The organism is Pedobacter cryoconitis (genome assembly GCF_014200605.1).
GTDB lineage: Bacteria > Bacteroidota > Bacteroidia > Sphingobacteriales > Sphingobacteriaceae > Pedobacter > Pedobacter cryoconitis_B.
Map to the genome: position 1 here is coordinate 15,402 of NZ_JACHCE010000002.1, position 23,768 is coordinate 39,169.

At 38.5% G+C, this 23,768-nt stretch carries 20 protein-coding genes; 8 read left to right on the forward strand and 12 right to left on the reverse strand.

Translation table 11 applies throughout. The features are described from left to right. Positions 1-236 precede the first annotated feature (236 nt). Positions 237-1,943, reverse strand: a complete 1,707-nt coding sequence (locus HDE68_RS06080) for a glycoside hydrolase family 3 protein (RefSeq protein WP_183880020.1) — start codon at positions 1,941-1,943, stop codon at positions 237-239. Between the two features lie 337 nt (positions 1,944-2,280). Here HDE68_RS06080 and HDE68_RS06085 point away from each other — a divergent pair, with 337 nt between their 5' ends. Beyond that, positions 2,281-2,892 carry a porin family protein gene (locus tag HDE68_RS06085; RefSeq protein ID WP_183880023.1) on the forward strand — a complete coding sequence of 204 codons (612 nt, stop codon included), beginning with the start codon at positions 2,281-2,283 and terminating at the stop codon, positions 2,890-2,892. A 67-nt stretch (positions 2,893-2,959) separates the two neighbouring features. Here HDE68_RS06085 and HDE68_RS06090 read toward each other — a convergent pair whose 3' ends face one another. The 6 genes from HDE68_RS06090 to HDE68_RS06115 form a co-directional block, all read right to left on the reverse strand. Next, on the reverse strand, positions 2,960-4,270 hold the full coding sequence (locus HDE68_RS06090) for a carbohydrate porin (RefSeq protein ID WP_183880025.1): 1,311 nt from the start codon (positions 4,268-4,270) through the stop codon (positions 2,960-2,962). Positions 4,271-4,370: 100 nt separating this feature from the next. Then, a complete protein-coding gene (locus HDE68_RS06095; RefSeq protein ID WP_183880027.1) occupies positions 4,371-4,958 on the reverse strand; it encodes a lactate utilization protein C in 588 nt (195 codons plus the stop codon). Between the two features lie 2 nt (positions 4,959-4,960). After that, positions 4,961-6,334: a lactate utilization protein B gene (locus tag HDE68_RS06100; RefSeq protein WP_183880029.1), complete on the reverse strand. Its 1,374-nt coding sequence runs from the start codon at positions 6,332-6,334 to the stop codon at positions 4,961-4,963. Positions 6,335-6,343: 9 nt separating this feature from the next. Further along, complete coding sequence (locus tag HDE68_RS06105) at positions 6,344-7,081, reverse strand: (Fe-S)-binding protein (RefSeq protein ID WP_183880031.1); 738 nt, start codon at positions 7,079-7,081, stop codon at positions 6,344-6,346. Positions 7,082-7,303: 222 nt separating this feature from the next. Next, the gene (locus HDE68_RS06110; RefSeq protein WP_260171658.1) at positions 7,304-7,891 is read right to left on the reverse strand and encodes a TMEM175 family protein; all 588 of its coding nucleotides are present in this window, start codon (positions 7,889-7,891) and stop codon (positions 7,304-7,306) included. A 34-nt stretch (positions 7,892-7,925) separates the two neighbouring features. Then, the gene (locus HDE68_RS06115; RefSeq protein ID WP_183880033.1) at positions 7,926-8,885 is read right to left on the reverse strand and encodes a quinone oxidoreductase family protein; all 960 of its coding nucleotides are present in this window, start codon (positions 8,883-8,885) and stop codon (positions 7,926-7,928) included. Between the two features lie 175 nt (positions 8,886-9,060). Here HDE68_RS06115 and HDE68_RS06120 point away from each other — a divergent pair, with 175 nt between their 5' ends. The 7 genes from HDE68_RS06120 to HDE68_RS06150 all read left to right on the forward strand — a co-directional run bounded on the left by HDE68_RS06120 (position 9,061) and on the right by HDE68_RS06150 (position 16,400). Continuing rightward, positions 9,061-9,810, forward strand: coding sequence for a LytR/AlgR family response regulator transcription factor (locus tag HDE68_RS06120; RefSeq protein ID WP_183880035.1), 750 nt, complete (start codon positions 9,061-9,063; stop codon positions 9,808-9,810). Positions 9,811-10,185: 375 nt separating this feature from the next. Then, positions 10,186-10,908: a histidine kinase gene (locus HDE68_RS06125; RefSeq protein WP_183880037.1), complete on the forward strand. Its 723-nt coding sequence runs from the start codon at positions 10,186-10,188 to the stop codon at positions 10,906-10,908. Positions 10,909-10,911: 3 nt separating this feature from the next. Further along, positions 10,912-11,994: a sensor histidine kinase gene (locus HDE68_RS06130; protein ID WP_183880039.1), complete on the forward strand. Its 1,083-nt coding sequence runs from the start codon at positions 10,912-10,914 to the stop codon at positions 11,992-11,994. A 13-nt stretch (positions 11,995-12,007) separates the two neighbouring features. Next, positions 12,008-13,090, forward strand: coding sequence for a sensor histidine kinase (locus tag HDE68_RS06135; protein ID WP_183880041.1), 1,083 nt, complete (start codon positions 12,008-12,010; stop codon positions 13,088-13,090). After that, positions 13,090-14,169 carry a sensor histidine kinase gene (locus tag HDE68_RS06140; protein ID WP_183880043.1) on the forward strand — a complete coding sequence of 360 codons (1,080 nt, stop codon included), beginning with the start codon at positions 13,090-13,092 and terminating at the stop codon, positions 14,167-14,169. The genes HDE68_RS06135 and HDE68_RS06140 overlap by 1 nt, the downstream gene beginning before the upstream one ends. A 20-nt stretch (positions 14,170-14,189) precedes the next feature. After that, complete coding sequence (locus HDE68_RS06145) at positions 14,190-15,266, forward strand: histidine kinase (RefSeq protein WP_183880045.1); 1,077 nt, start codon at positions 14,190-14,192, stop codon at positions 15,264-15,266. Positions 15,267-15,293: 27 nt separating this feature from the next. Then, entirely contained in the window at positions 15,294-16,400 is a 1,107-nt protein-coding gene (locus HDE68_RS06150) for a sensor histidine kinase (protein WP_183880047.1), read from the forward strand. A 382-nt stretch (positions 16,401-16,782) separates the two neighbouring features. Here the strand turns inward: HDE68_RS06150 and HDE68_RS06155 are convergent, their stop codons facing one another. Genes HDE68_RS06155 through HDE68_RS06175 form a run of 5 tightly spaced genes read right to left on the reverse strand, consistent with a single transcriptional unit; the run spans position 16,783 to position 23,759 of the window. After that, a complete protein-coding gene (locus HDE68_RS06155) occupies positions 16,783-17,727 on the reverse strand; it encodes a hypothetical protein (RefSeq protein WP_183880049.1) in 945 nt (314 codons plus the stop codon). 29 nt (positions 17,728-17,756) lie between these two features. Beyond that, positions 17,757-21,149, reverse strand: a complete 3,393-nt coding sequence (locus tag HDE68_RS06160) for a PAAR-like protein (protein ID WP_183880051.1) — start codon at positions 21,147-21,149, stop codon at positions 17,757-17,759. Positions 21,150-21,160: 11 nt separating this feature from the next. Then, positions 21,161-21,985 (reverse strand): hypothetical protein, encoded by an 825-nt coding sequence (locus tag HDE68_RS06165; protein WP_183880053.1) that lies wholly within the window; start codon positions 21,983-21,985, stop codon positions 21,161-21,163. A gap of 6 nt (positions 21,986-21,991) precedes the next feature. After that, positions 21,992-22,504: a hypothetical protein gene (locus HDE68_RS06170; protein WP_183880055.1), complete on the reverse strand. Its 513-nt coding sequence runs from the start codon at positions 22,502-22,504 to the stop codon at positions 21,992-21,994. Further along, positions 22,479-23,759, reverse strand: coding sequence for a hypothetical protein (locus tag HDE68_RS06175; protein ID WP_183880057.1), 1,281 nt, complete (start codon positions 23,757-23,759; stop codon positions 22,479-22,481). Before HDE68_RS06175 ends, HDE68_RS06170 begins: the two co-directional genes overlap by 26 nt. Positions 23,760-23,768 lie beyond the last annotated feature (9 nt).

Below are 23,768 nucleotides of genomic sequence, written 5' to 3' on the forward strand. Positions count from 1 at the left end.
GCATCTCACCAACAGCAATTGACACCAACCAGCATATCAAAAGCTATTTGCGCAAAACAGCGAATAATTACCTGAACAAAGGCAACAGAAAGGGGGCGATTTCCAGGAAAGGAGAAGCCCCATAGGTGGAGGATTGAAAATCTGATAAAAAAACAAGCCCTGCTATATTTCGGCATCAGAACTCTTGAAAAGAGGGCGTAGCCGGAATATAGCAGGGCTTGTTTTTTTCCCCAAGACTAAAATCCGGAATTAAATTTGAAGAAACTACTGACAGTCACCGGCAATTTTCCACTTGCGGCCTTCACATTTTCAATAACCTCTGCTGCGGCTTTCTGCATATAATCTTCCTTCTGATAAGCAACAACCAAAGACTTCGCATTTTCAATCCCCGGCAAACCCGCTAAATTATATGGATTAGCAAAAAAGGCAAAAACAGCATTCTTACCCGCCATATCTCTGATTAACATCCTCAGATCACCACTCAGTTCCATTCCATTTCCCGGACGTAATCTCGTATCGTGAATCCCTATAATAACCTGATCAAACATTCCCAATTCCTTCACAACTTTAGCAATTGCATTTGCATTCGCATTTTTGTCCAGACTAAAAAACACAGAATTCTTATAAAAACTACCCAATTCACGCTGGAACACCGTTACACCCGGAGTACCTATACTGATTACAGCAGTTCTTTTTTCCTGAGCTAATGCTTTAATCCCTCCATTACCATTTAAAACCGTCATAGACGCATCGGCAAGCTGCTGCAACAAAGCCAGACTTTCAGCCCTGTTCACCTCAGCACCTACATGCTGCGTATTGATCGTGTCTCTTTTATATACACCAGTCCAATATTTAGCTAATAATATTTTACGCACACTCTCATCAATTCTTTCCATGCTGATTCTTCCGTCCCTTACCGCACTGCGGACCAGCTTAATCGCTCTCTTACTATTCTCTGAAACTTCCAGAATATCATTTCCAGCAATTACCGCCATTAAATCGGCTTCACCATCTTTAAAATTCTTAACTACTCCTTTCATCTCCATCGCATCTGTTACAACTAATCCCTTAAATCCTAATTCACCTTTAAGCAAATCTGTTACAATTGGCTTTGATAAAGTAGAAGGAAGATTAGGTGTATTATCCAGCGAAGGGATATTCATATGCGCAACCATTACCCCCGCAGCACCTTCTTTGATTAATTCCTTAAAAGGATATATCTCCAGACTATCTAATCTTGCCTTCGTAAAATTAAGCTGTGGCAGATCATAATGTGAATCTACATCGGTGTCACCATGTCCTGGAAAGTGTTTCAGCGTAACCAGTAAACCGCCATCCTGCATCCCTTTCATGTAAGCACCAGCCTTTTCTGCTACATTATATTTGTTCTCTCCAAAAGACCGGTAATTGATAATAGGGTTTTTAGGATTGTTATTAATATCTGCATCGGGCGCAAGATTCATCTGCATCCCAATCCTCTTATAATCTTTGGCAACCTCTAAACCCATCTTATAAATCAGCTCCTTATTCTGTATTGCTCCCAAAGCCATCTGATAAGGATAAGAAATTGTACTATCCAAACGCATACCCAGACCCCATTCACCATCAGAAGCAATCAATAAAGGTGTACGCGCCAGCTCCTGATACTTATTTGTTAAAATTGCCTGTCTTGCTGGCCCTCCCTGAAAGAAAATTAAGCCTCCGATACGTTCTTTTCTGATTACACGTCCAACAGAGTCTTCAAAAGCCTGGCCCTTATTGGTATGCGCCCTGACAAAAAATAACTGCGCAATCTTATCACGCTTCTTTAATTTGTGAAGGACAGAGTCTACCCAATGGTTGGGATCGTCAAGACTTTGGATATAGGATTTCTGTTGTGCCTGGCTAGAAAAAGCAATAGAGAACAAAAGAATAAAAAATAGGGGGAACCGTTTTTGAGTCATGGAAAAGATATGGTTAGCAGTCCAAAGTTAATTAAAAGCAGCAAACCAATAGAACTAAGCTACTAAAAGCTGGCAGCAAGGGGCATCTGATAGGAATAACATTGAATTGTATCAAATTTGATACAGAAAAAACAATTTATCTAAAAAAAACATCAGTTCTGAATAAAGACTCAAAGTTTTGTTTATCAGCATATAAACCGCTTATCTGATATTTTTCCCTTTCACATCTCCAGAACTGGCACATTTATTTCTATTCACACCGCGTTAATGAAAATTAACAAGATAAGGCAGGTATATTTTATGCTTGCTTAACCACTATCTTAAATAAACATATCACATGAAAAAGATCCTTATTTTGGCTTTTGGCCTTTTTGTAGCTACTGCAGCAAATGCACAGGATAGAATTAAATTCGGTATAAAAGCCGGTGTAAATCTCTCTGACATTATCAAAGGCGATGGCAACAACAACTTCGACACCAAAGTAAAACCAGGTTTTAATGCAGGTGTTACTGTAGAAATTCCTCTAATCGCAGGATTGGCATTCACTCCAGAGGTACTGTACTCACAAAAAGGGTATAAATTAACCTCTCCAGTTGGAGAATTCAGACAAACAACAAACTTTATCGATGTACCTATTCTGGCAAGTTTCAGATTAGGAAGCAGCTTTAACATCGTTGCGGGTCCTCAGGTTTCTTTTCTGTTGTCAACTAAAAACAAGTTTATAAACGGATATGGAAGCGTAGAACAAACTAATGTAGAAAATGATTCAGACAGATTTAAGAAAAGTCTGGTTGGTGGTGTAATTGGTTTCAGATATGATGTCAATGATCAATTTGACATACATGGACGTTACGCTTTAGACTTCCAGAAAAATAATGAAAATGGAACTTCAAATACACCTGAATACAGGAATCAGGTATTCTCTTTAGGTGTAGGTATTAAGTTCTAATCCTATTCCAATACCTATGGGAAAACGGCCCTTGTTTCTTTAATTAGAAACAGGGCTATTTTTTTGCTTAAAACTCGACATGTGCCCTCAAAGAGAAAACATGTACCGGTCCGCGGTCTTTATTGTAGGCAGGATTTAATATAAATTGATAATCAGGAGACAGGAAGAATTTTTTCTGATAAACATTTACTTTATAATAGGTTTCAGCGATCATTTCAGGTGCATAATTTAATTTTCCATCACCGATGATGAAGCCATATCCACCATGTGAGAGATAATCACGATGTGCTGCAGAGATCCCGTTGCCGACAAAGGCAAGACCAATTTCTGCATCTTTCTGATTCCAGGCATCCCCTTTCAAAATTCCGCCCAGACTAATGGACCTGTCAATTTCGGTAAAGGCCCAGGTTTCTGTTTTACCATCATTATAGCTGGTTTTAGCAAATACGCCAAGATTAGTATTTATATTCTGTTCAATATTAATCCCAAAACCATATTTATTTCTTCCATAGGCGCGGGTATCGGTAATATCAGGAGCTGTAGGGTTTTGTGCAACCGCTAAACGATAATTACCCATCATTGCGGCATTATCATATCCTAATACACGTATAGTTCCTTTTTCTCCGCCAATCTGGTATCTCTTTTCGTATTCAAGCGTAAAAGCATGTGCTTTACCTATTTTACCATCCCAGACTGCGCCATTTGCAGTAGTTGTAACCATTGTAGTTGCTAAACGTAAAGCCCAGGTAGGTTGCCCCAGTTCCAGGACAACTCCAAATACATAACCTCTTGTGTTTGCTGGGTAGTCCCAGGCCCCATTAGCCATTAAAGACCAGTTCATAAACTGAGATCTGGCATCATGGCTAAAAGCATTGTTGTCAAAGAAATCACTTAACCCGAATTTACCCGCAGTAATAGAAAAATACTTCTTTTTCCTGTAACCAGATAGCTGATTTGCATCATCGGCTATGGTATCAACTTCTTTTCCCCAGCCAAAAGTCTGCACCAGGTAAGCTCTGGCAATATAGATAGCAGGTTCAGGAGAGCCTATTCTGAAAGTTTCTCCATTAGGGAACCCTGCCACACCCAGCGCCTGACTGAATCCCTTACCTCCAGACATTTCAGGGTTGAAATAAGCCTCAGCCCCTTTCCATAATCTTGCACCGCCAAATAAGGTGGTTGTAAATGAAGTAGCTGTTTCGTGTGCAGTGGACAAACTGTTATCACCAGAATACAAAGCATGGAAACCAGGCTTAGTCTGGGTAATCACTGTTTGCTGAAAATGTAAGTTGAATCTTTTTTTTAACAGACTATCTGTCTGTGCATAAATTGGCCCGGCCAGTAAAATAGCTATACCCAGTAATATTATCTTCTTCATAGGATCAGCGCAAAGATATTAGAATACAATGTTACTGAGATTAAAACCACATTAAAGAAAATCTTTTTTAACAAGTTGTTTAGAAATGCTTTAAACCATTTCAGGCATAGACAAATATCGTCATGCTTCTTGGTCCATGTGCTCCTAGTACGAGAGATTGTTCTATATCTGCTGTCTTAGAAGGCCCCGCAATGAACGTTCCGAATTCATAATCTGCCTCTCCTATTTTCTGATAAGCAGTATGCATGTCCGGAACAAGTGCAGCAAGGGGGATCACCATGACGATATGTTGTGTAATAAAAGGCAGAACCCTTATACCCATCTGCTCTTCAGTAAGCCATAGTGCAGAATTTTCTGCAACTCCTAAACCGGATTTAAAAATAGCGACATCCACATCGGCATAACTATGCGGATCGGCATGCAGTTCAAAAGCAGGAATCGCTGCCGAAACAAGTTCTTTTACAGTAGACAGCACACGTTTTTCTTTTGAAAACCTTGCTTCAATTAATGGCAGTATGGCTGCAAATTCATCCACCAGATGTACTATGCTACCTATTCCTTCGGCCATTGTTTTGAATTTAGCCTGCAATTCCAGGGCTTCTATACGTTCCAGTGGTATTGATGCAGGCAGAGGAACTGGTTCAGGCTGATTTTGTCTTAACGCGGCTAGTATTTGATCTCTGCTCATCTTTATTTAACGTTCTTTTTATACCATTCTCCAAATGATTCTTTTGGTGCTTCGGGCATCTCTCTTTGTTTATACCATGGATTAAATTGGTTATTAACCGCAAAGGGTATGTGTTTTAAAACCCATCTTCCTGCTTTTCCTGCAGTGCGGTAAATACCAGGCGAAGAAAGCGTATAGTTCATTAGTTTCATGCTCATCTTTTTAGATGAAGTGGCATAACCTTCCTGAACAATAACCTGTCTCCATTTATAAAGTTGCTGATGAATATCAATCTTTACCGGGCACACATTAGAACAAGAACCGCAAAGTGTAGATGCAAAAGGCAGATCCGCATATTTTTCTCTATCCAGATTAGGAGCGAGAATAGCACCAATAGGTCCCGAAATTGCATAATTATAACTGTGACCGCCACTTCTTCTATAAACCGGGCAAGTATTCATACAGGCACCACAGCGGATACACTTTAAAGAAGCGCGAAAATCTTCACGTCCCATTTGAATAGTACGACCGTTATCGACCAGCACAATATGCATTTCCTGTCCAGCCCGTGGTTTTTTAAAATGACTGGAATAAGTCGTAATCGGCTGTCCGGTAGCACTTCTGGCTAATAAGCGCAGAAATACACCTAAGTGTTTGCGTTTAGGAATGATCTTTTCAATTCCCATACAGGCAATATGCACATCCGCAAGGTGAGCGCCCATATCAGCATTTCCTTCATTTGTGCAGACTACAAATTCTCCTGTTTCCGCAATCGCAAAGTTAACACCCGTTAAAGCCGCTTTTCTGGTTAGAAATGTTTCTCTTAAATGCTGTCTTGCTGCTTCGGTAAGTATCTGCGGATCGGAAGTTCCGGCAGGCACACCAAGATGCTCGTGGAATAAATCACCTATTTCTTCTTTTTTCTTATGGATACAAGGTAAAACGATATGACTTGGTGGTTCTTTCGCCAACTGAACAATCCGTTCTCCTAAGTCTGAGTCGATGACTTCCAGTCCCTGTTTTTCTAAATATTCGTTTAAGTGGCATTCTTCAGTGAGCATGGATTTGCTTTTCACCATCTGGCGGATGCCATGTTTTTCCAGGATACCATGTACAATCCGGTTATGTTCGGCCGCATCTGCAGCCCAATGCACAATAATTCCATTGGCTAAAGCCTTTTCTTCAAAGCTGACCAGATAATCGGCAAGATTGGATAGCGCATTGTTTTTAATCTGTGAGGCTTTCTCTCTCAGCATTTCCCATTCGGGAATACTATGAGCCGATTTGTCCCTTTTCTGCCTGATCCACCATAAGGTTTCATCATGCCAGTTGACACGCTGTTCATCTTTATTGAATATTTCCGATAGCTCAGGATGGGTTTTGGTTTCTGTATTCATCAAGCAATTTTATCCTGCATTTAGTATTTCTGCAATATGCATCACCTTCACTTTACTCTTCTCTCTTTTTAAAATCCCTTCCATGTGCATCAGACAGGACATATCAGCACCTGTAATATATTCTGCTCCATTGGTCAGGTGATCTTTTACCCTGTCTTTTCCCATTTTCACAGACACCGCTTCTTCAACGACACAAAATGTACCTCCAAAACCGCAGCATTCATCTGTTCTTTTCAGCTCGATTAGCTCCAATCCTTCAACCTGCGCTAAAAGCTGCTGGGGTTTAGAAAAATATGGCGCAACCAATTCACTCATTTGTGTGAGTAGTAAACCACGCTGTCCATGACAGCTTTGATGTAAACCTACTTTATAAGGAAATTTCGCTTTGAGATTTTTCACTTGTAATACGTCAACCAGAAATTCTACAAGTTCATATACCTTTTTCCGTATTCCTGCCGCCTGATCCTCTGAATTTACCGTATGCAAATGCTCTTTCACATGTAAAACGCAACTTCCTGAGGGGGATACAATATAATCGAACTCCGCAAAATTATCTACAAATAACTGATTACAGTCTCCGGTCAGATGTTCAAAACCAGAATTGGCCATTGGTTGTCCGCAGCAGGTTTGCCCGGCCGGATAAGTCACATCTAATCCCAATTTTTTAAGCAGCTGATAAGTTGCAATACCCGCATTGGGATAAAACTGATCCACATAACAAGGTATAAAAAGACCTATTCTCTTCATAAGGTAAAATATTTGGTAACAGCATCATATTTTAATCCAATGATCAGGTATACATTTCGTATTCCATGTTTTACATGAGCTGTACTGCAATATCAAAAATTAACTGCTGATATGCTAGTCAATCTTTAGAAAACACACAAAGATTAATTCTTTAAAAGTAGAAATTCCTGCCGGGTTAACTGTACCGTACTATCTTGGCCTGCCCTATTAATGTGTATAAAATTATTTCTCCTCAGCCAAACCTTTTTCAATACGGGAATCCGGGATGAACCAAATGATAGCAACCAATACATACAGGGCAAAACTAATCCATGAATTAACCATAGAAAGTGCTATTGCTGTAAGGTATAAGGCAACAGAAATCATCCCCTTGCTGCCTATTCCAATGGCTTTACTCAGATTTGAGTTTTCCCCTTCATGTTTGATCAGCGAATTAGACAGAAGAGAATAAGCAAATGCATTCATCACCATTATGAAGCCGTAAAGTGCTATTGGCCATTGACTAAAATGGTTCTCTCCCATCCATGCAGTAACAAAAGGAATTAAGGAGAGCCAGAACAGCAAATGTAAATTAGCCCATAAAATACGTCCGTTTACAGATTTTGCTGCCTGAAGCATATGATGATGATTATTCCAGTAAATACCTACATAGATAAAACTTAAGATATAACTGATAAATACAGGGATGACCGGGATTAATGCTTTCAGGTCGTCACCGCCATGTGGTACTTTCAATTCCAGTACCATAATTGTAATAATAATGGCAAAAACACCATCACTAAAAGCTTCCATCCTTCCTTTATGCATCATCGTTTTTCAAAATATAGAGTTGAATTTAAAGCAATTAAGGTACCATAATTATTTTACCCGTACTTTTTCTGCTCTCCAGAAAGTCATGAGCCGCTTTTCCATCTGATAATTTAAAAGACGCAGGATCGGACAAAGAAATCTTTTTAGTACTGATCCATTCAAATAACTGGCCTGATCTTTTTATCCGTTCTGCTTTTGAAGTCAGGTAACTCCACAAATCACCGCCTGTGAGGGTTTTGGAACCATCCATCAGCATTCTTGGATCTACAAAAGCAGGATCTCCGCCACTCATCCCAAAAAACACAACCTGTCCGCAATCTTTAGTCACCTCAAAACTATCCTGTAATGTACTGCCGATACTATCATAAACTACGTCCACACCGCCCGCAGCAAATAAAGTGACTTGTTCTTTCCAGTTATCACTGTATAAGTAAACCTGATCAGCTCCGTTTTGCAGAGCGATAGCCGCTTTTTCTTCCGAAGAAGTCAGCCCAATGACTGTACCGCCCAAAATCTTAGTGATTTGTGTGAGCAGCTGCCCCACTCCTCCAGCGACAGCGTGAATTAATACGATCTCTCCGGGTTTAGTGTGATGACTGTCTGTAGCCAGATATTGTGCTGTTAGTCCCTGCAATAAAACTGCAGCGGCAGTTTCAAAACTAATATCTTCTGGTAAGGTTAAAGCATGGCTAACAGGTACTGCGACATATTCTGCATTAGCAAAAGGTACATCTGCAAAAGCAACTCTGTCCCCAATATTGAATTCAGGGTGATTATTCGCATCAGCAACGATGCCGGCACCCTCATAACCAGCAATATAAGGTGGTTCTCCGGTCAGGTGATAATTTCCCTTCCTGCGGTAAATATCCGCAAAGTTCAGGCCTATGGCTTTCATCTCCAGTAATATTTCTCCTTCTTTTAAAACTGGCTGAGGTATTTCTATATAGGCTAATACTTCTGATCCGCCAAAGCTGGAAAACGTTAGTGCTTTCATATTCTTTTATTAAATAACTGCTAATGTATAACAATGGATATAATCTTGTTTAAAAACAATCAGCTGTATTGTAATTTTTAATGTTCAATTAACAGGAATCTATTGTAATTTAGTTTTTTTATAGCTTAAGAAATCCAGAAACTACCATACTATTATTACCTATTATTACCTATTCATGATATTAAACTGTGTGATCATAGAAGATGAAAACCATGCAATTGAATTGCTGACAGATCATATTCAAAACATGCCTAATTTAAGTCTGCTGAAGGTTTACTCGCAGCCTATAACTGCCATGACAGAGATAACTGAAGAAGATAATATTGACATCATTTTCCTAGATATTAATATGCCCGGCATGTCGGGAATGGATCTGGCCAAAATACTAAGACCAAAGACCCGCTTTTTATTATTCACAACGGCTTATCATCAATATGCAGTAGAAGCTTTTGAACTGGAAGCGGATCAGTATATTATAAAACCCGTTACTTTTCCTAAGTTTATAGCAGCGATAGAGAAGATCATTAAGAAAATCGGGAAAAGCCAGTCTACGGTTCTACCCAAATCAGAAATATTCATTAAAACGGGTGTATTAAATAAAGTAACCAAAGTTAATCCCGCAGATGTAGTTTACCTGGAAGCAAGAGATAATTATATTATTGTCCATACCGATAAGGATAGTATTATTACCTATCTTACCTTAAAAGAAGCACTTCATACTTTAAATCAGTTAGATAACCTGCTACAGGTGCAAAAATCATTTGTAATCGCTAAAAACAAGATCGAAATAGTGGAAGGGAATGTGATTATCATGGATAAAGGTATCCAGATTCCTATTGGAAACACTTACCGGAAATCTTTTTTTGATTACGTTAAAAAAAACACAGTAGTTTCTGGACGGGTTAAGCCTCCTAAATCATCATAGCCTGATCAGATCAATATGAAAGCTGCTTTACTTGTTTTCTTAGATAAATATAAATACCATTTTCTAACCTGGAGTGTATTTATCTGCTATGAAATAATTATTAAACGTATAGGTTACGGAGATCAGACACCATTCAAGAACTATATTTTCCATTACACTGTAAATGTCTCGATCTTTTATCTTCATGCAAATTTTCTTCTGAAATGTGATTTAAAGAATAGAAGCAAGGTTTTTAAATATAGTCTGATATTTCTAATTCCCTTTGAACTTTTATTATTTGTCATCTTCAAATACGCTGGTGATTCAATATTTTATCAATATATAGGAGTCAAAGAAACAGCAGGCTTTATAATTGGCTCCAGAAATTACTATATCATGAGTATATGGAGAACCGTTCTTTTTATGGGTTACGGAACAGGGTACTATTTTTTAAAGTATAATCAACAGCAAAAGGATATTGTAGAAAAACTAAAGCAGCAGGAACTTCAGCAAATCATATTGGATAAAGAAATTAAGAATGAACTGATACTGACACAAAATGCTTTACTAAGGGCACAGATCAATCCTCATTTCTTAATTAATACCCTGAGTTATTTATATAATGAGACCCGTAAGCAAACCCCAAAAGCTGCAGAGACTATTTTGTCCCTAACTGATATTATGCAATATGCCTTAAGCAAGGAGGAGTCATCCGGATATATTAAACTTGAAAAAGAAATCTGCCTGATAGAAAACTTTCTTCTTTTGCATCAGACTATCCAGCCAGAGCAAACCCCATTAAAAATAAGCTATAACAAAGAAGCCTTGTCTATTTTGTTCATTCCCCTGCTTTTAATGACGCTAACAGAAAATATCATCAGACACAATCAGTTAAATACCCCACTAAAACCCGCGGAGATCAAAATCAGATACAAGAATTCAATTTTATGCATTGAGACCTCCAACCATGAACCTATAATTGAGCATCCGGATGATCGCGATACTGGCTTAAAAAACATAGTCAAACGGTTATTCCTGGCCTATGGCGAAAATGCTACCTTTTATTCAAATCTTGATACAGAAAATTATTTTTATACCTGTACAAGAGTACAGTTTTAGATTATGAAAAGTCTGATACTTAATTTCGCCAATCAATACAAGTACCATTTCCTGGTATGGGGGCTATTTTTTGCTTACGAAATAATCCTGGTAGGTATGCTGACGGAAAAATTAGCAGCACCGGAAATCTACATATTCCATTATATTTTTTATGTTTTCTTATTTTATTTCCATGCAAATGTCGTCCTCGAATATATTCTGAATTCTCCCAGTAAGGCATTTAGATTTAGCTTATTATTTTTTGTTTTACTGGAACTGGCTGTCTTCATTTGCCTGAAATATGGCTGCGAGGTTATATTCTATAAATATGTGGCGCATATTCTCTTAGAAGAAGATTATAAGGTTGACAAACAACTTATCATTGGTTTTACCTGGAGGCCACTTTATTTTCTGTGTTATAGTACTGGGTATTACTTTTTAGTCCATAGCCAGCGTCAGAGCCAGCTTGTAGCCGAAATGCAACAACAAGAATTAAACAGGATTATCCAGGAGAAGGAAATTAAGAATGAGCTGATTTTAACTCAGAATGCCTTTTTGAAAGCGCAGATCAATCCTGATTTCTTAATTAATGTGCTCAACTATTTACATCATGAGACCCTGCAGACCTCGCCAAAAGCTGCAGAAAGCATTCTCTCTTTGTCAGACATTATGAAGTATGCTTTAAGTACGGAAGCAGCATCTGGAAATGTCTTACTGGAGAATGAGATCAGGCTTATAGAAACTTTTCTTCTTTTACATCAGGCAAGACAAGTACACCAGGCAGAATTAAAGTTAACCTATAATCAGGCTTGTTTACCTATCAGGTTTGTCCCCCTGATACTTATGACGCTAACGGAGAATATTTTAAAACATGGCCAGCTTAATGACCCAAATAAACCTGCCGAAATTAAAATAAACTATGAAAATTCAGTCCTCCGTATCGAAACATCAAATTACGAATCCAGCAGTAGCCAGATTCCCGGTCATGGTATTGGTTTAAGAAATATTAAAGAGCGCCTGTCACTGGCTTACGGAGAATCCGCTTCTTTTAATTATCATCTCGATTCAAAACGTTATTTTAATACTTCTATTGTAATCCAGATTTAAGCTCCCCGATAAAATGAACGGTATTATTCTTGCTTTCCTGAAAAAATATAAATACCACTTTCTGGTCTGGAGCGTCTTCGTTGCCTACGAGATATTTATACGCTGGCTGCATGGTCCTGAAATGGCTCCCGCTATAGTGTATATCGTTGCTTATACTCTGGGTATTTCCATTTTTTATCTTCATGCACATGTCATACTCAAATATACACTGGAGACAAAAAGCAAATTGCTTAAGTATGGCCTGCCGCTATTCATCCTGGTTGAAATCCTTTTTTATCTTGTCATAGAATATCTGATCAGAAAATATATTTATGAATATATAAGACTTAAAAGCACTGAATTAACCAAGCCTGTCCACCTATATATCTTTGCAAAGATCTGGAGATATATTTATGCAATAGGCCTTAGCACAGGTTATTATTTTTTTCTGCATGATCTTCGGCAAAGACAGCAGGTGAAGAAAATGAAACAACAGAAGCTTAAAACAATTTTATTAGAAAAAGAAATTAAGAATGAGCTGATATTAACTCAAAATGCTTTACTGAGAGCGCAGATCAATCCACATTTCTTACTGAATACCCTCAGTTATTTATACAATGAGACGCGCAAATTAGCACCAAAAGCAGCCGAAAGGATTCTTTCTTTATCTGATATTATGCAATATGCTTTAAGTAAAGAGGCGTCTTCCGAATATGTGACCCTGGAGAGTGAAATTAAACTGATAGAGAATTTTCTTTTTTTATATCAGTCAAGACAGGCCTATAAAATGCAATTGAACCTGTCTTATAATAGTGAAGCGCTATCTGTTATTTTTATCCCCCTGATCCTGATGTCACTTACTGAAAATATGATTAAACACGGTCAGCTTGATAACCCGCTGAAACCTGCGGAGATTAAGATAGTTTATGATAACGCTGCCTTATATATTAATACGTCAAACCCGGAAGCGATGAAGAATCCGGTTTCCAATTATAATACAGGCTTAAAAAACATCAGCAACAGGCTAGCAATGGCTTATGGAGAAAAGGTAGTCTTCAACTCTCACCTTGATTCACAAAATTATTTTCACACTTATATCAAACTTGAATTAAACTGATGACTGATTCCTTGCTGAACTTCTTAAGTAAATATAAATACCATTTTATAGTATGGGGTATTTATACAGCCTATGAAGTAATCTTTACAGGAATACTTGCCGGGAAATTCACCACTATAGATTATTATATTTTTTATAGCACTTTTTACATCCCCCTATTTTATTTTCATGCAAATGTCTTATTAAAATATACTTTGCAGAATAGAAAGGGTGTCAGGCCGATTCTTTTATTCTTTGCTGTTTTAATTGAACTGGCACTTTTTATCTTATTAAAACATGGTTCTGAAATATTAGTTCAGAGATATTTAAAGCATAATATGCAGTACGGACAACATATCACCCTGACCAATTTGGCAGAAATGGTGTGGAGACCCATGTACTTTCTGGGTTATAGTACAGGATATTATTTTCTTAAACGTGTCCGTCTCCAAAGACAACTGGTGGAAGAAATGCAGGAACAGGAACTTAAAAATCTGATACAGGAAAAAGAAATTAAGAATGAACTGATATTAACTCAAAACGCATTCCTCAGGTCACAGATCAATCAGGATTTCCTGCTCAACACTTTGAGTTCTTTGTATGATGAAACGCGTGAATCTGCTCCTAAAGCAGCAGAAAGTATTCTCTCCTTAGCTGATATTATGCAATACGCACTCAGTAAAGAAGCCTCATCCGGATTTGTAAAATTGGAAAAAGAGATCAGCCTGATCGAGAACTTTCTTCTTTTACACCAGGCAAGACAGGTACATCAGCCGCAATTTAAATTTTCTTATACAAAGGAATCCCTGTCTATCTCTTTTATTCCCCTGGTACTCATGACGCTGACAGAGAATATCTTAAAGCATGGTAAACTGGATGATCCAACGCAATCTGCTGAAATTAAGATAACTTATGCAAATTCTATCCTGTGTATTGAAACCTCAAACAAAGAATCTGGCCACAGTAAGATACCCAGTCATGGTATTGGCCTGAAGAATATCAAAGAACGCCTTTATTTAGCTTATGGAGATGCGGCATCTTTTAACTATCACCTGGATTCAAAGAACTATTTTTATGCCTCCATTGAGGTGCAGACCTAAGCCATTCTATATTTAAAAAAATGAAGGATACCCCTTTCTTAAACAAATACAAATATCATTTTCTGGTCTGGAGCATCTTTATTGCTTATGAACTGATTATGGAACGATTTATCGGACTTAGACTAAGCGCTGTAAAAGAGTATATCTTTGCCTATTCTCTAGGTATCTTCTTCTTTTATTTTCACGCTCATATCCTGCTTACCTATGCAGTGAACACAAAAAGAGCATTTTTTAAATACAGTATTCCACTCTTAATTCTAATTGAACTTACTGCCTATTTAATCATCAGTTTCTTTGGTGAAAAATATCTCTATACACTCAGAGATGCAAGCTATGCTAACGAAGAACCACTGTCACTCAAACTATTGATCATTACAAAAGTGTGGCGGGGAACTTATTTTATAGGTCTCAGTACTGCTTATTATTTTTTTAAACGTAATCTGCAGCAAAAACAGCAGATCAAAAGAATGAGGCAGCAGGAGCTTAAAACAATTCTGTTAGAGAAAGAGGTCAAGAATGAGTTAATGCTCACTCAAAATGCGATCCTGAGAGCGCAAATCAACCCGCATTTCTTAATTAATACATTAAGTTATCTCTATAATGAGACCCGGAGATCAGCACCAAAAGCGGCTGATAGTATTTTGTCTTTATCTGATATTATGCAATATGCTTTGAGTAAGGAAATCTCGTCCGGACAGGTGAAACTCGAAAATGAAATTAGCCTCCTGGAAAGCTTTCTTCTTTTACATCAGGCCAAACAAACCTATCAGGTACACCTGGAATTATCTTATACCAATGACGCTTTAACACTTCATATTATTCCGCTGATACTTATGGCGCTTACTGAAATCATCATTAAATATGGTCAGCTCGACAATCCTCATCAACCTGCAAAACTCCGTATAAACGTAGATAATTCAATCTTATATATTCAAACTGCTCACTATGAAGTTGCCGGGAACCAAATTTCATTCTACGACTCAGGCCTGAAAAACATCCGTACCAGATTGTCAATGGCTTATGAAGAAAAAGTCGGCTTTCACTATCACCGCGATTCACAAAATTACTTTCATACGCATATCCAATTGCAATTTTAAGCCATGATGACTGACCTGCTCATTTTTTTGAAAAAATACAAATACCACTTCCTCGCCTGGGGTATCTATCTCACTTATGAAATAGTTTTTCTATGGTTGTTATTGGGCGCATTTGCAACACCCGGAGCCTATGTATTTACTTACTTTTTTTATATCTTATCGTTCTATTTCCATGCCGAAATACTCTTGAAATATACGCTGGAAAGCCCAAACAAGCTTTTCAAATATAGTTTACCCCTTTTAATATTAATTGAAATATTGCTCTTTGTCTATATCAAACAACAATCAGACCTGCTGTTTTACAAGAATTCGGATACCAGTAATTTAAAGGGATACGAATTCTGTATAACCAGTTTATCAACTATAACTTACCGGTTTATTTATTTTATGTTCTATGGAACCGGATATTATTTTTTATTACGTATCCGCAAACAAAGACAGCTGGTAGAAGAAATGGAAGAGCAGGAACTTAAAAACCTGATTCTGGAAAAAGAAATTAAAAGTGAGCTGGTTATTACACAGAATACGTTTCTCAGATCACAGATTAATCCTGACTTTTTGATTAATACTTTAGCTTATTTATACAATGAGACTCTTGAATCTGCGCCAACAGCTGCTGAAAGTATTCAGTCTTTATCTGATATTATGCAATATGCATTAAGTAAAGAGGCCTCATCGGGCTTTGTAAAACTGGAAAAGGAAATTAGCCTGATAGAGAACTTTCTTCTTTTACATCAGGCAAGACAGGTAAATCAGGCACAATTAAAATTCACGTATAATAAAGAGTCTCTTGCTATGGATTTTATACCGCTGATATTAATGACACTGACAGAGAATATCTTAAAACATGGTCAGCTTAATGATCCGGAAAGACCCGCCGAAATAAAAATAAACTACGCTAATTCTATTTTGAGTATTGAGACCTCAAACCGGCAAGTCACTAATAGCGCACTACCAAGCTATGGTATTGGGGTAAAGAATATAAAAGACCGCCTCTCCATAGCTTATGGAGAAGCTGCCACTTTTGATTATTATCTTGATCCACAAAGAAATTTCCACGCCTCTATTCAGGTCCGGATACAAAATAGTTCCTCTAAAACAAATATGTCCCATCTTCAGGTACCACATATCTAAAAGATAAATTATGCTGTCTATTGAATTTTGGATCTGTGCTCGGCTTTCTGTACCATGATTGGCCGCTTCAAGGTGAACAATATAAATACTTGCTTTAGCAGCATAATCACAAACTTTCAGTATATCAACCAAAGGGTTCCTTAGCTTAGTATTTGTATTCATAAAAGGTTCATAAATACCTTTTGGAGCCAGTGGAAAGCTATCATACTTTATTATTTATTTGATCAGGAAAGAACTGCAGACGTTCCTGTTAAAGGTCTATTACAAGCTCTCTGATAAAGGCAAAGCCCTTGCTCCGGTTTAAGTGCTCTGGAGTTATGGGCTAATGAGTATGCGCAGCAAGAGGTGGATTTATTGAGCTCAGGATAAATAGCTTTACCAGCTATTTCTTTTTCAGCACATAAACTTTACTTTTTCCACCACCAAAACTAAGGTCTAAATACGGTGAAGACCAGGTATAACTTTTATTTTCATTTACAATTGTCCCGAAATCTTTCGTTTTGTCTAATACAGCACTTTCAGTATGACCAGCTGCATTCAGATAGTCCAGCATCAATGCACCGCCATTCTCTTTTCCTGAAAGCTGATAGGTCTGATCTATCTGATAACCTTCAGCATGATATATAATAGAATCTTTTGTAATCAAAAGTGATACTTTCTGCTGTTCCCGCCAGTCTTCTTTATCTTCATTTGTAGTAAAACTATAAGTTCCATACCACTTTTCAGAGATTTTACCTGCGGTGGAAACTTTAGTGGGCTTAACCGTTAACTGGGTAACCTGTTTTTGAATAAAACCGTCCCTCCAGGTTTGTTCTTTAGTATGATCTGTACTGGTCACACTCACAGAATCTATAAGGCTCCATTTTCGACTTTTACTATCATAAGTGTATAAATCTTCAGCAAAATCATCCTTCTGATAATAAACAGGATCACCAGTCTTATTATAATTCAGATATTTTTTATCAATTACATATACATAAATATTAAAATCTTCTTTCAGCTGCGCTATACTAAGGTTATTCACTTTCTTTGTTTCACTCACGCTATTATCTTCATTGATATTCAGCGCTTTTTTCGGAATCAGATAAGTGATCAGGTTACCAAAAGTATTCTCTCCTTTAGGATTATAAAGACACCCTGCATCAGCAGTTAAAAAGTAGTTCTCCTCATAAGTGTAGTTCTTACATTTCAGTATCCTATCAAAGTCTGGTGAAGTTATTTCAGCAACTACATGATCTTTTCCTTTAGATTCTGAAGTATTCTGACAACTAAACAGAAAAAAAACAAGTGCAAAAAGCAGCAGGGGTTTCATTTTTGAAATATTCATTTATTTTAAGCTAATAATTGTAATGTAATTTATAATTTTTTCGTGTAATTCTTAGGTCTGAAATATCCTTTAAAACCTGCGTGTCCGTATAACGCTCCCCCCAATCTTTTATATTTCGCCGTCCTTGAACAACCTTTGCCGGCATATCCGCCGTTTTTAACCTGGTTGCTTTCACTTACTGCCCCTCCACTTCCAATAGCTTCCAGAATAGTCACGATATCGCCTTTAGCATCGTACTCGTAAACAATTCCGGTATGCCCTGAACCATCAGATTCCCTGAAAACAAAGATGTCTCCCCTTTGCGGTTTGAAATCTTCGGCCGTACTGCCTGCAACAAGATCAATATTTGTACTTCCTATAGCCGTTCTAAAATCACTTTGCGTAGTCATTACTCCTGTATAAAGTGCCGAATAAGTTGGCATCACGCCTAGTTTATAAAGATAAATTGCGACCGTCTCTGAGCAATCCAGCTTTTTAAGCCCTTCTTCTGAAAGAGAATCTCTCACACCAGACTGACTGTATGGAATATGCTGATCCACCAGTTTTTTCATTTCCTCTAAAACCCCATCTCCAGACTGGTCATTATTCGGTTTTGGAACAGCCCCGCAACTAAATGTACTTTCTTTAAGCCCCAGCCCTTCTGTATACAAACTTTGTATCGCCAGTGCGACTTCCCATACATAAGTCTTCCCGCCTTCCTTTGGCCCCCTTACCTTTACCTTCTTTCCTTTTCTGATTTTTTCTACAAACTCATCATCTTCCTTAAAAAAAGCAGGATTGTTCCGGTAAGCTTTCCCTTCTAAAACGACATAATCTTTTTCGCTGCCATGTCCGCATGCCGCGGGATATAAAACCGCCAGGTACAGATCTGCAAGCGTTTTATATTTATCTTTTTTACCAATCAGGAATTTCTGAACATAGTCCATCTGCTCAACAAAAGTCATCTTAACCAGTTTAGCCTGTGTAGTACCTACAGTCTCTGCAGCGGCAGCCCCAAATTGAATTAAGCCTACATATCCAATCCCATTATCAATCGAAGGGCTAAAAGTCCTGGAGGTCTCCAAAGCCATCACGCTCATGAGCCAATTTGGATCTATTCCTAAATTCTTAGCAACCTCCACGACCTTTTTCCTCTCAGCACAGGTAATTTTATTACCCCAGACCAGATCCTGATCTTTACAGAAACATTTTCCTGCTGTCTGACCGGGAGGCATTTTATTAACCCCTGCCATTGCTTTTCCACCATTTGCTGCAACGGCTTCTTTATACACAATCAGTGAACTATTCAATCCCTTAGTTTTCACCCCGTCTACCACTACATAAAAACTATGTAGATTATCACTGAGACTGCTCCCCCAACTTTTATCTAAAACAAAATCAAACTGGATCAGTCCGCCATTCACTATCGGATAGGTCTTATCATGAACAGACGTATCAGGATAAAGCCCATCAATCCCAAACAAGCGCTCTTTGCGCAGGATTTTAACTCTGGCACTGGAAACAGGAAGGTTTCTTGTCCGTATCCTGCATTTCAGGGCGTCTCCGTATTCTGCTCTCATCACAGGTTTACCTGCTTTTAGAAATTCAATACTGACAAGCTGTTCTCCGGTAACCAATTGCAATTTCTTTTGCGGCTGTAAAACCCCGGTATTCACGATATTGTAATCCTTACTCTGGCAATTCACTTTGAAATAGAAATAAGTGCCTTCCTGAAGCGCTTTACCGTATTTACTGCGTAAGGGTGTAAAATCATATCCTTTTAGGTCAACGATCTGGCTTTCCGGAATCTTCAAGCCAGTGATTACATGCAGTGGTTTCGGTTTGTTCTCTTTGTCCAGATACCCATATTCCAGATCAAAAACCAATCCCTCTGCCGACCTGAAAACCATGGCGGCATGATTAGGCTCATCCCAACCTGTTTTGTCCTTTGCCCCGCCTTCCGGATATTCCCACTGTGCAGTAACCAGCACAGGCATTGCTATAGTAATCTTAACAGCTACCTTAGGCGAAGCCTGAACCATAAAAGGCTGTATTGTAAACTCGCCAGGCTGCTCAAATACATACTCGATAGTTTCACCGGTTTTCGAGCTGAATTCAGCGACCAGCTTACCCTGTGCATCTGTACATTGCCATTTGACTAATGCTTTCTCTGTTTCACGCGCAGGCGATATCCTGAACCGGTCTTTTACCGTGAATTTAATACTGTCTTTTACACGGCCACTTGTTTTAGAGGCACCGACAGATTCAATGCCGTTCTTTAAGGCTTCTATAACTTTGGACTGTTTGGCTACACCATTAAAATAGGCCGTGACGACATAACTGGTATCGTCATTACAAGTAACCTGCGTTGAAGGACCTGTCAGATTTGATAATACGGGTACTCCCGTCCCTTTACTTTTAGTTACAGTCCAGCTGATTGTCTCTGTATTCCCTGGTAAAGAAATGCCGGGAAAAAGACTTTTCAATCTAAATTCAATTGGTTCACCCACCCTTACCTTCTGACTGCCATCTGCAGTGGTAACCGTATCAATTTCATTTGCTTTAATATGGAAGGGCTTAGTTACTTTTTTATCACCCGCTTTTTTACCATAAGCTTCAATCAGATAGGTACCCGGCTCTTTGAAGGTAACTGTAATTTTTTCTCCTGCATCTGTCCTGAGCTGCATAGGCTGCCCTTTTGCATCATAAATAATCCAGTTAACACCTTGTTTCTGTGCATCAGTAGGATTGCCGTTAAAATTGGCTTTAAATTCTATGGGCGTATTGAGCGGCTGGTCTTTACCATATAAAACCGGTTCTACAGATTTTACACTTGCCCCATCTTCATCAGTCTGATTGGCTGCCTCTTTAGTCTGTATAATTTCTTCTGTAACCAAAGGGCCTGCAGCCGCCCATGCACCAGCATTTGCCCTCTCCACTTCCTGAGTGGTTACATTAGCCTGCTGCCCATGCTGAACAATCCTGATATTACCACCTTTAGCTGTGCAGATCGCTGTACTTTTTTCCGTAAGTACATAAGCCCCGCCAGGTAATTCAACATGATCGTAATAGTCTTTCCATTCATATTTTCCGGTACAGGGAACAGGATGATTCGGATTAGGAACTTTACACTGCCCAAAATTAAGGTTAGGAAGTGCATTTTCTTTATTGGTCGCTAATAATTTTGATTCCCCGTTATCATTGATCACATATTTATTATGACTCAATACTTTTAATTCTTTTGGCGAAGGATCAGCTGCTTTATCACAGGTGCATTTAGCGCCATGACAAACCAATAGCTCTGCAGGTGCAGAACTCTCTTCTCCAGCTGCCGGTGGTTCTGCCGCATGAGTTTCCTGAGCTCCGCTTTGGGGCCCGGATGACGGACCGGTACCTTTAGCACTCTCTTTTTCGCTTATAGTTTCTGGTTCTGTACTCCACATAGCAAATAGTATTAGATCGACTTTAGGTTTATTTTCATTATTTTTTCATAGCCAGATCCGGTAGTCAGGGCATAAGTACTCTCCAATGAAGAACACCAGCCAGTTTCTTTACTTACCAGAAAAGAACCGCTTCCTGTAATTTCAGGTTTCCCTTCAGCATCACTGCCTGTTTTAATTTTAATCCAATGGTTCAGCTTTTCACCAAGTTCATTTCCCGTCCATTTTGAAGCAAACCTGAGCTGGTAATAGTCAGCTGATGATTTCATACTCCAACGCTCCTGAAGTTTTACCACTTCTGGCAATAAGCCATATAAATTGCGCTGCAGCTGATTTATACCGGAGTCAAACTTCAATTCATAGATATTTCTGAAATATTCATTTAAAAACAAGTCTTCCATAACCTGAGGGAATAAATTGGGCGAAGGAAGCATTTTAAGATCTACCTTAGTCAGCATCTCATCTACCCAGTCTCCGGTAAAAGAATCAGCTAAGAGCTCACGGAGCATAAGCCACCTTTTCCAAAGCTCATCTTGTTTCTCCAGGGATACAGGCATACCTTTATGTCCGATCTTAAAGTTCAAATGATATAATGCATTGGATACCTGCTGAACAAAAGCATCTGCACGATTCTCTGGCAGATGATGTACTGGTGCTGTTTCCCGGATAACTTTAATACCTTGTTCTCCAGACCAGAAAGACGATTTTTCAGGGATGATATCTACATAAGTAAGCCTGATCAGATTTTTATAATCCTGACCTTTCTTCTCTGTGATTTCGGAGGTAAACATCATTTTGAGCGTCTTTTGCAGCGCTTTATAAGGGATTCCGGTACTCATTTTTCTTTAATTATAAATTGATTTACCGTTTTTAGCTATTGAATTTGGCCTGTCGCTATTAAAGGGCTTACCATCCATCTCATAGCTTTCCTGACATAACAATACGCCATGATCCACCTCAATCGTATTACTGGCAAAACCAGCAATTACATGCTTTTCCTGGCCTATACCAATTAGTATTGTATCTTGTTTTTGCACTAAAGTATGTGCTGAACCTATCCCATAAAGATCCAGATCAACTGACTGATCCGGATGTATAGTTTTTTTAAGTCCAAGCTCTGTTTTTATCGTCTGTCCATTTCGCCTGAGTTCTACTATAACATCCTTAATACTGGATGAATCCCGGCCTGTAAGAGAGATTAAAGGTATTTCGTAATACTTTTTACTTTGACAGTTCGCAGTAACCTGTTCATTAAACTTATTATCGTCGTGTTTTTTATAAGCATAGAGACCAATGGCTGCGATAACCACAATACCAAGCGCAGCCGCCCACTTATTTCTTGATTTTGTAGTAGCCATAGAAATTTGAGTTAAAAACTGCTTTACTGAATGTATCAGCGGGTACCAGTTTACCCCAGCTGAAATAATTAAAGGAACATTCCTTCATCTTCTCATCAATACATAGATTGCCCTCAAAAACTATATAATGCCAGTTGGTCAGATTGATCCAGCTGTCTTTTTTTGAAAGCATATTTGAATTAATGAGCATGATAATCTGGTATCCCTGATTATATTCTTCCTGCATGGTCGTTAATATTTCAGGATATTTGTCAATTGTAGAAATTGCTGTATTGTCGATAATGGTGGTATATCCCATCAGCTCTTTCATAAGCTTTAACATTACTGAACCCCAGTTAATGGCAGAAACAGTCTCTCCGCTTTTACCACTATACCCTAAATTACTTTCACTGCTGCGGGTACTGGCCAAAACGATCCAGTCAACCTTAGGCATCAATAGGGGAACTTTCAATTTAGTTCCGCTGCTATATTCCCTGATCGCGGGATAATCCTCATTTTCAGCAAGAGGGGCCATTTCATACATCGAGCTGGCAGGCTTTATCGTATAGTTATTGAGTTTAATTTCACCTTTCTGGTGCAGTTCAAGCGCTATCTTTTCAAAATCAGCCGGAGCCACTCTTAAAAAAACATAATAAATAGCTGCCATACCACACAAAGAGGTGTTATTCTGATCAATTAAATAATTGCGTTTTAAACGCTCGGCAAGTTCATTTTTGATGTCCTGTCTGGAAAAATACCTGAATCTGTAATGTACCCAGGTTGTGACTGACCCTCCGCTTTCTTTACTGTTTATATAGGCGTAAATAGTAAGGTTACGCCCGCAAAGACCAGGATCCAGCAGAGAAACACCTATTTTTTTACCAGTATGACCATCCAGATCACCTTCTACTTTTCCATTTTCTCCTTCATAACTATATGCCCATTTTATGGTAGAAAAATCAGTAGGTATCTTTCCGTTTTTAAACAGCGTAGCTTCAAAAACGTAAGCCCCGCCGAAAATCAAACCATCTACCAAAGGTCCGGTTCCCTCTGCATTATAACCTTTTTCCAGTTTAGATTTAGTGGCCACGACTTCAACTTCATATTCGTCTGACCCCTTTTCAGGTGGGGTGTAGTTGTCGTATTTAACCTTTTGATTACTTTGTAATCCCATCTCTTTAATGGCACTAAACTCCATATCCCCATCAGTAGCAAACCACCTGGAGCTACCTGAAGTTTCTGAAAGGTTTTTAGAGAAATATTTGATACTGCTCATAATCGTGGT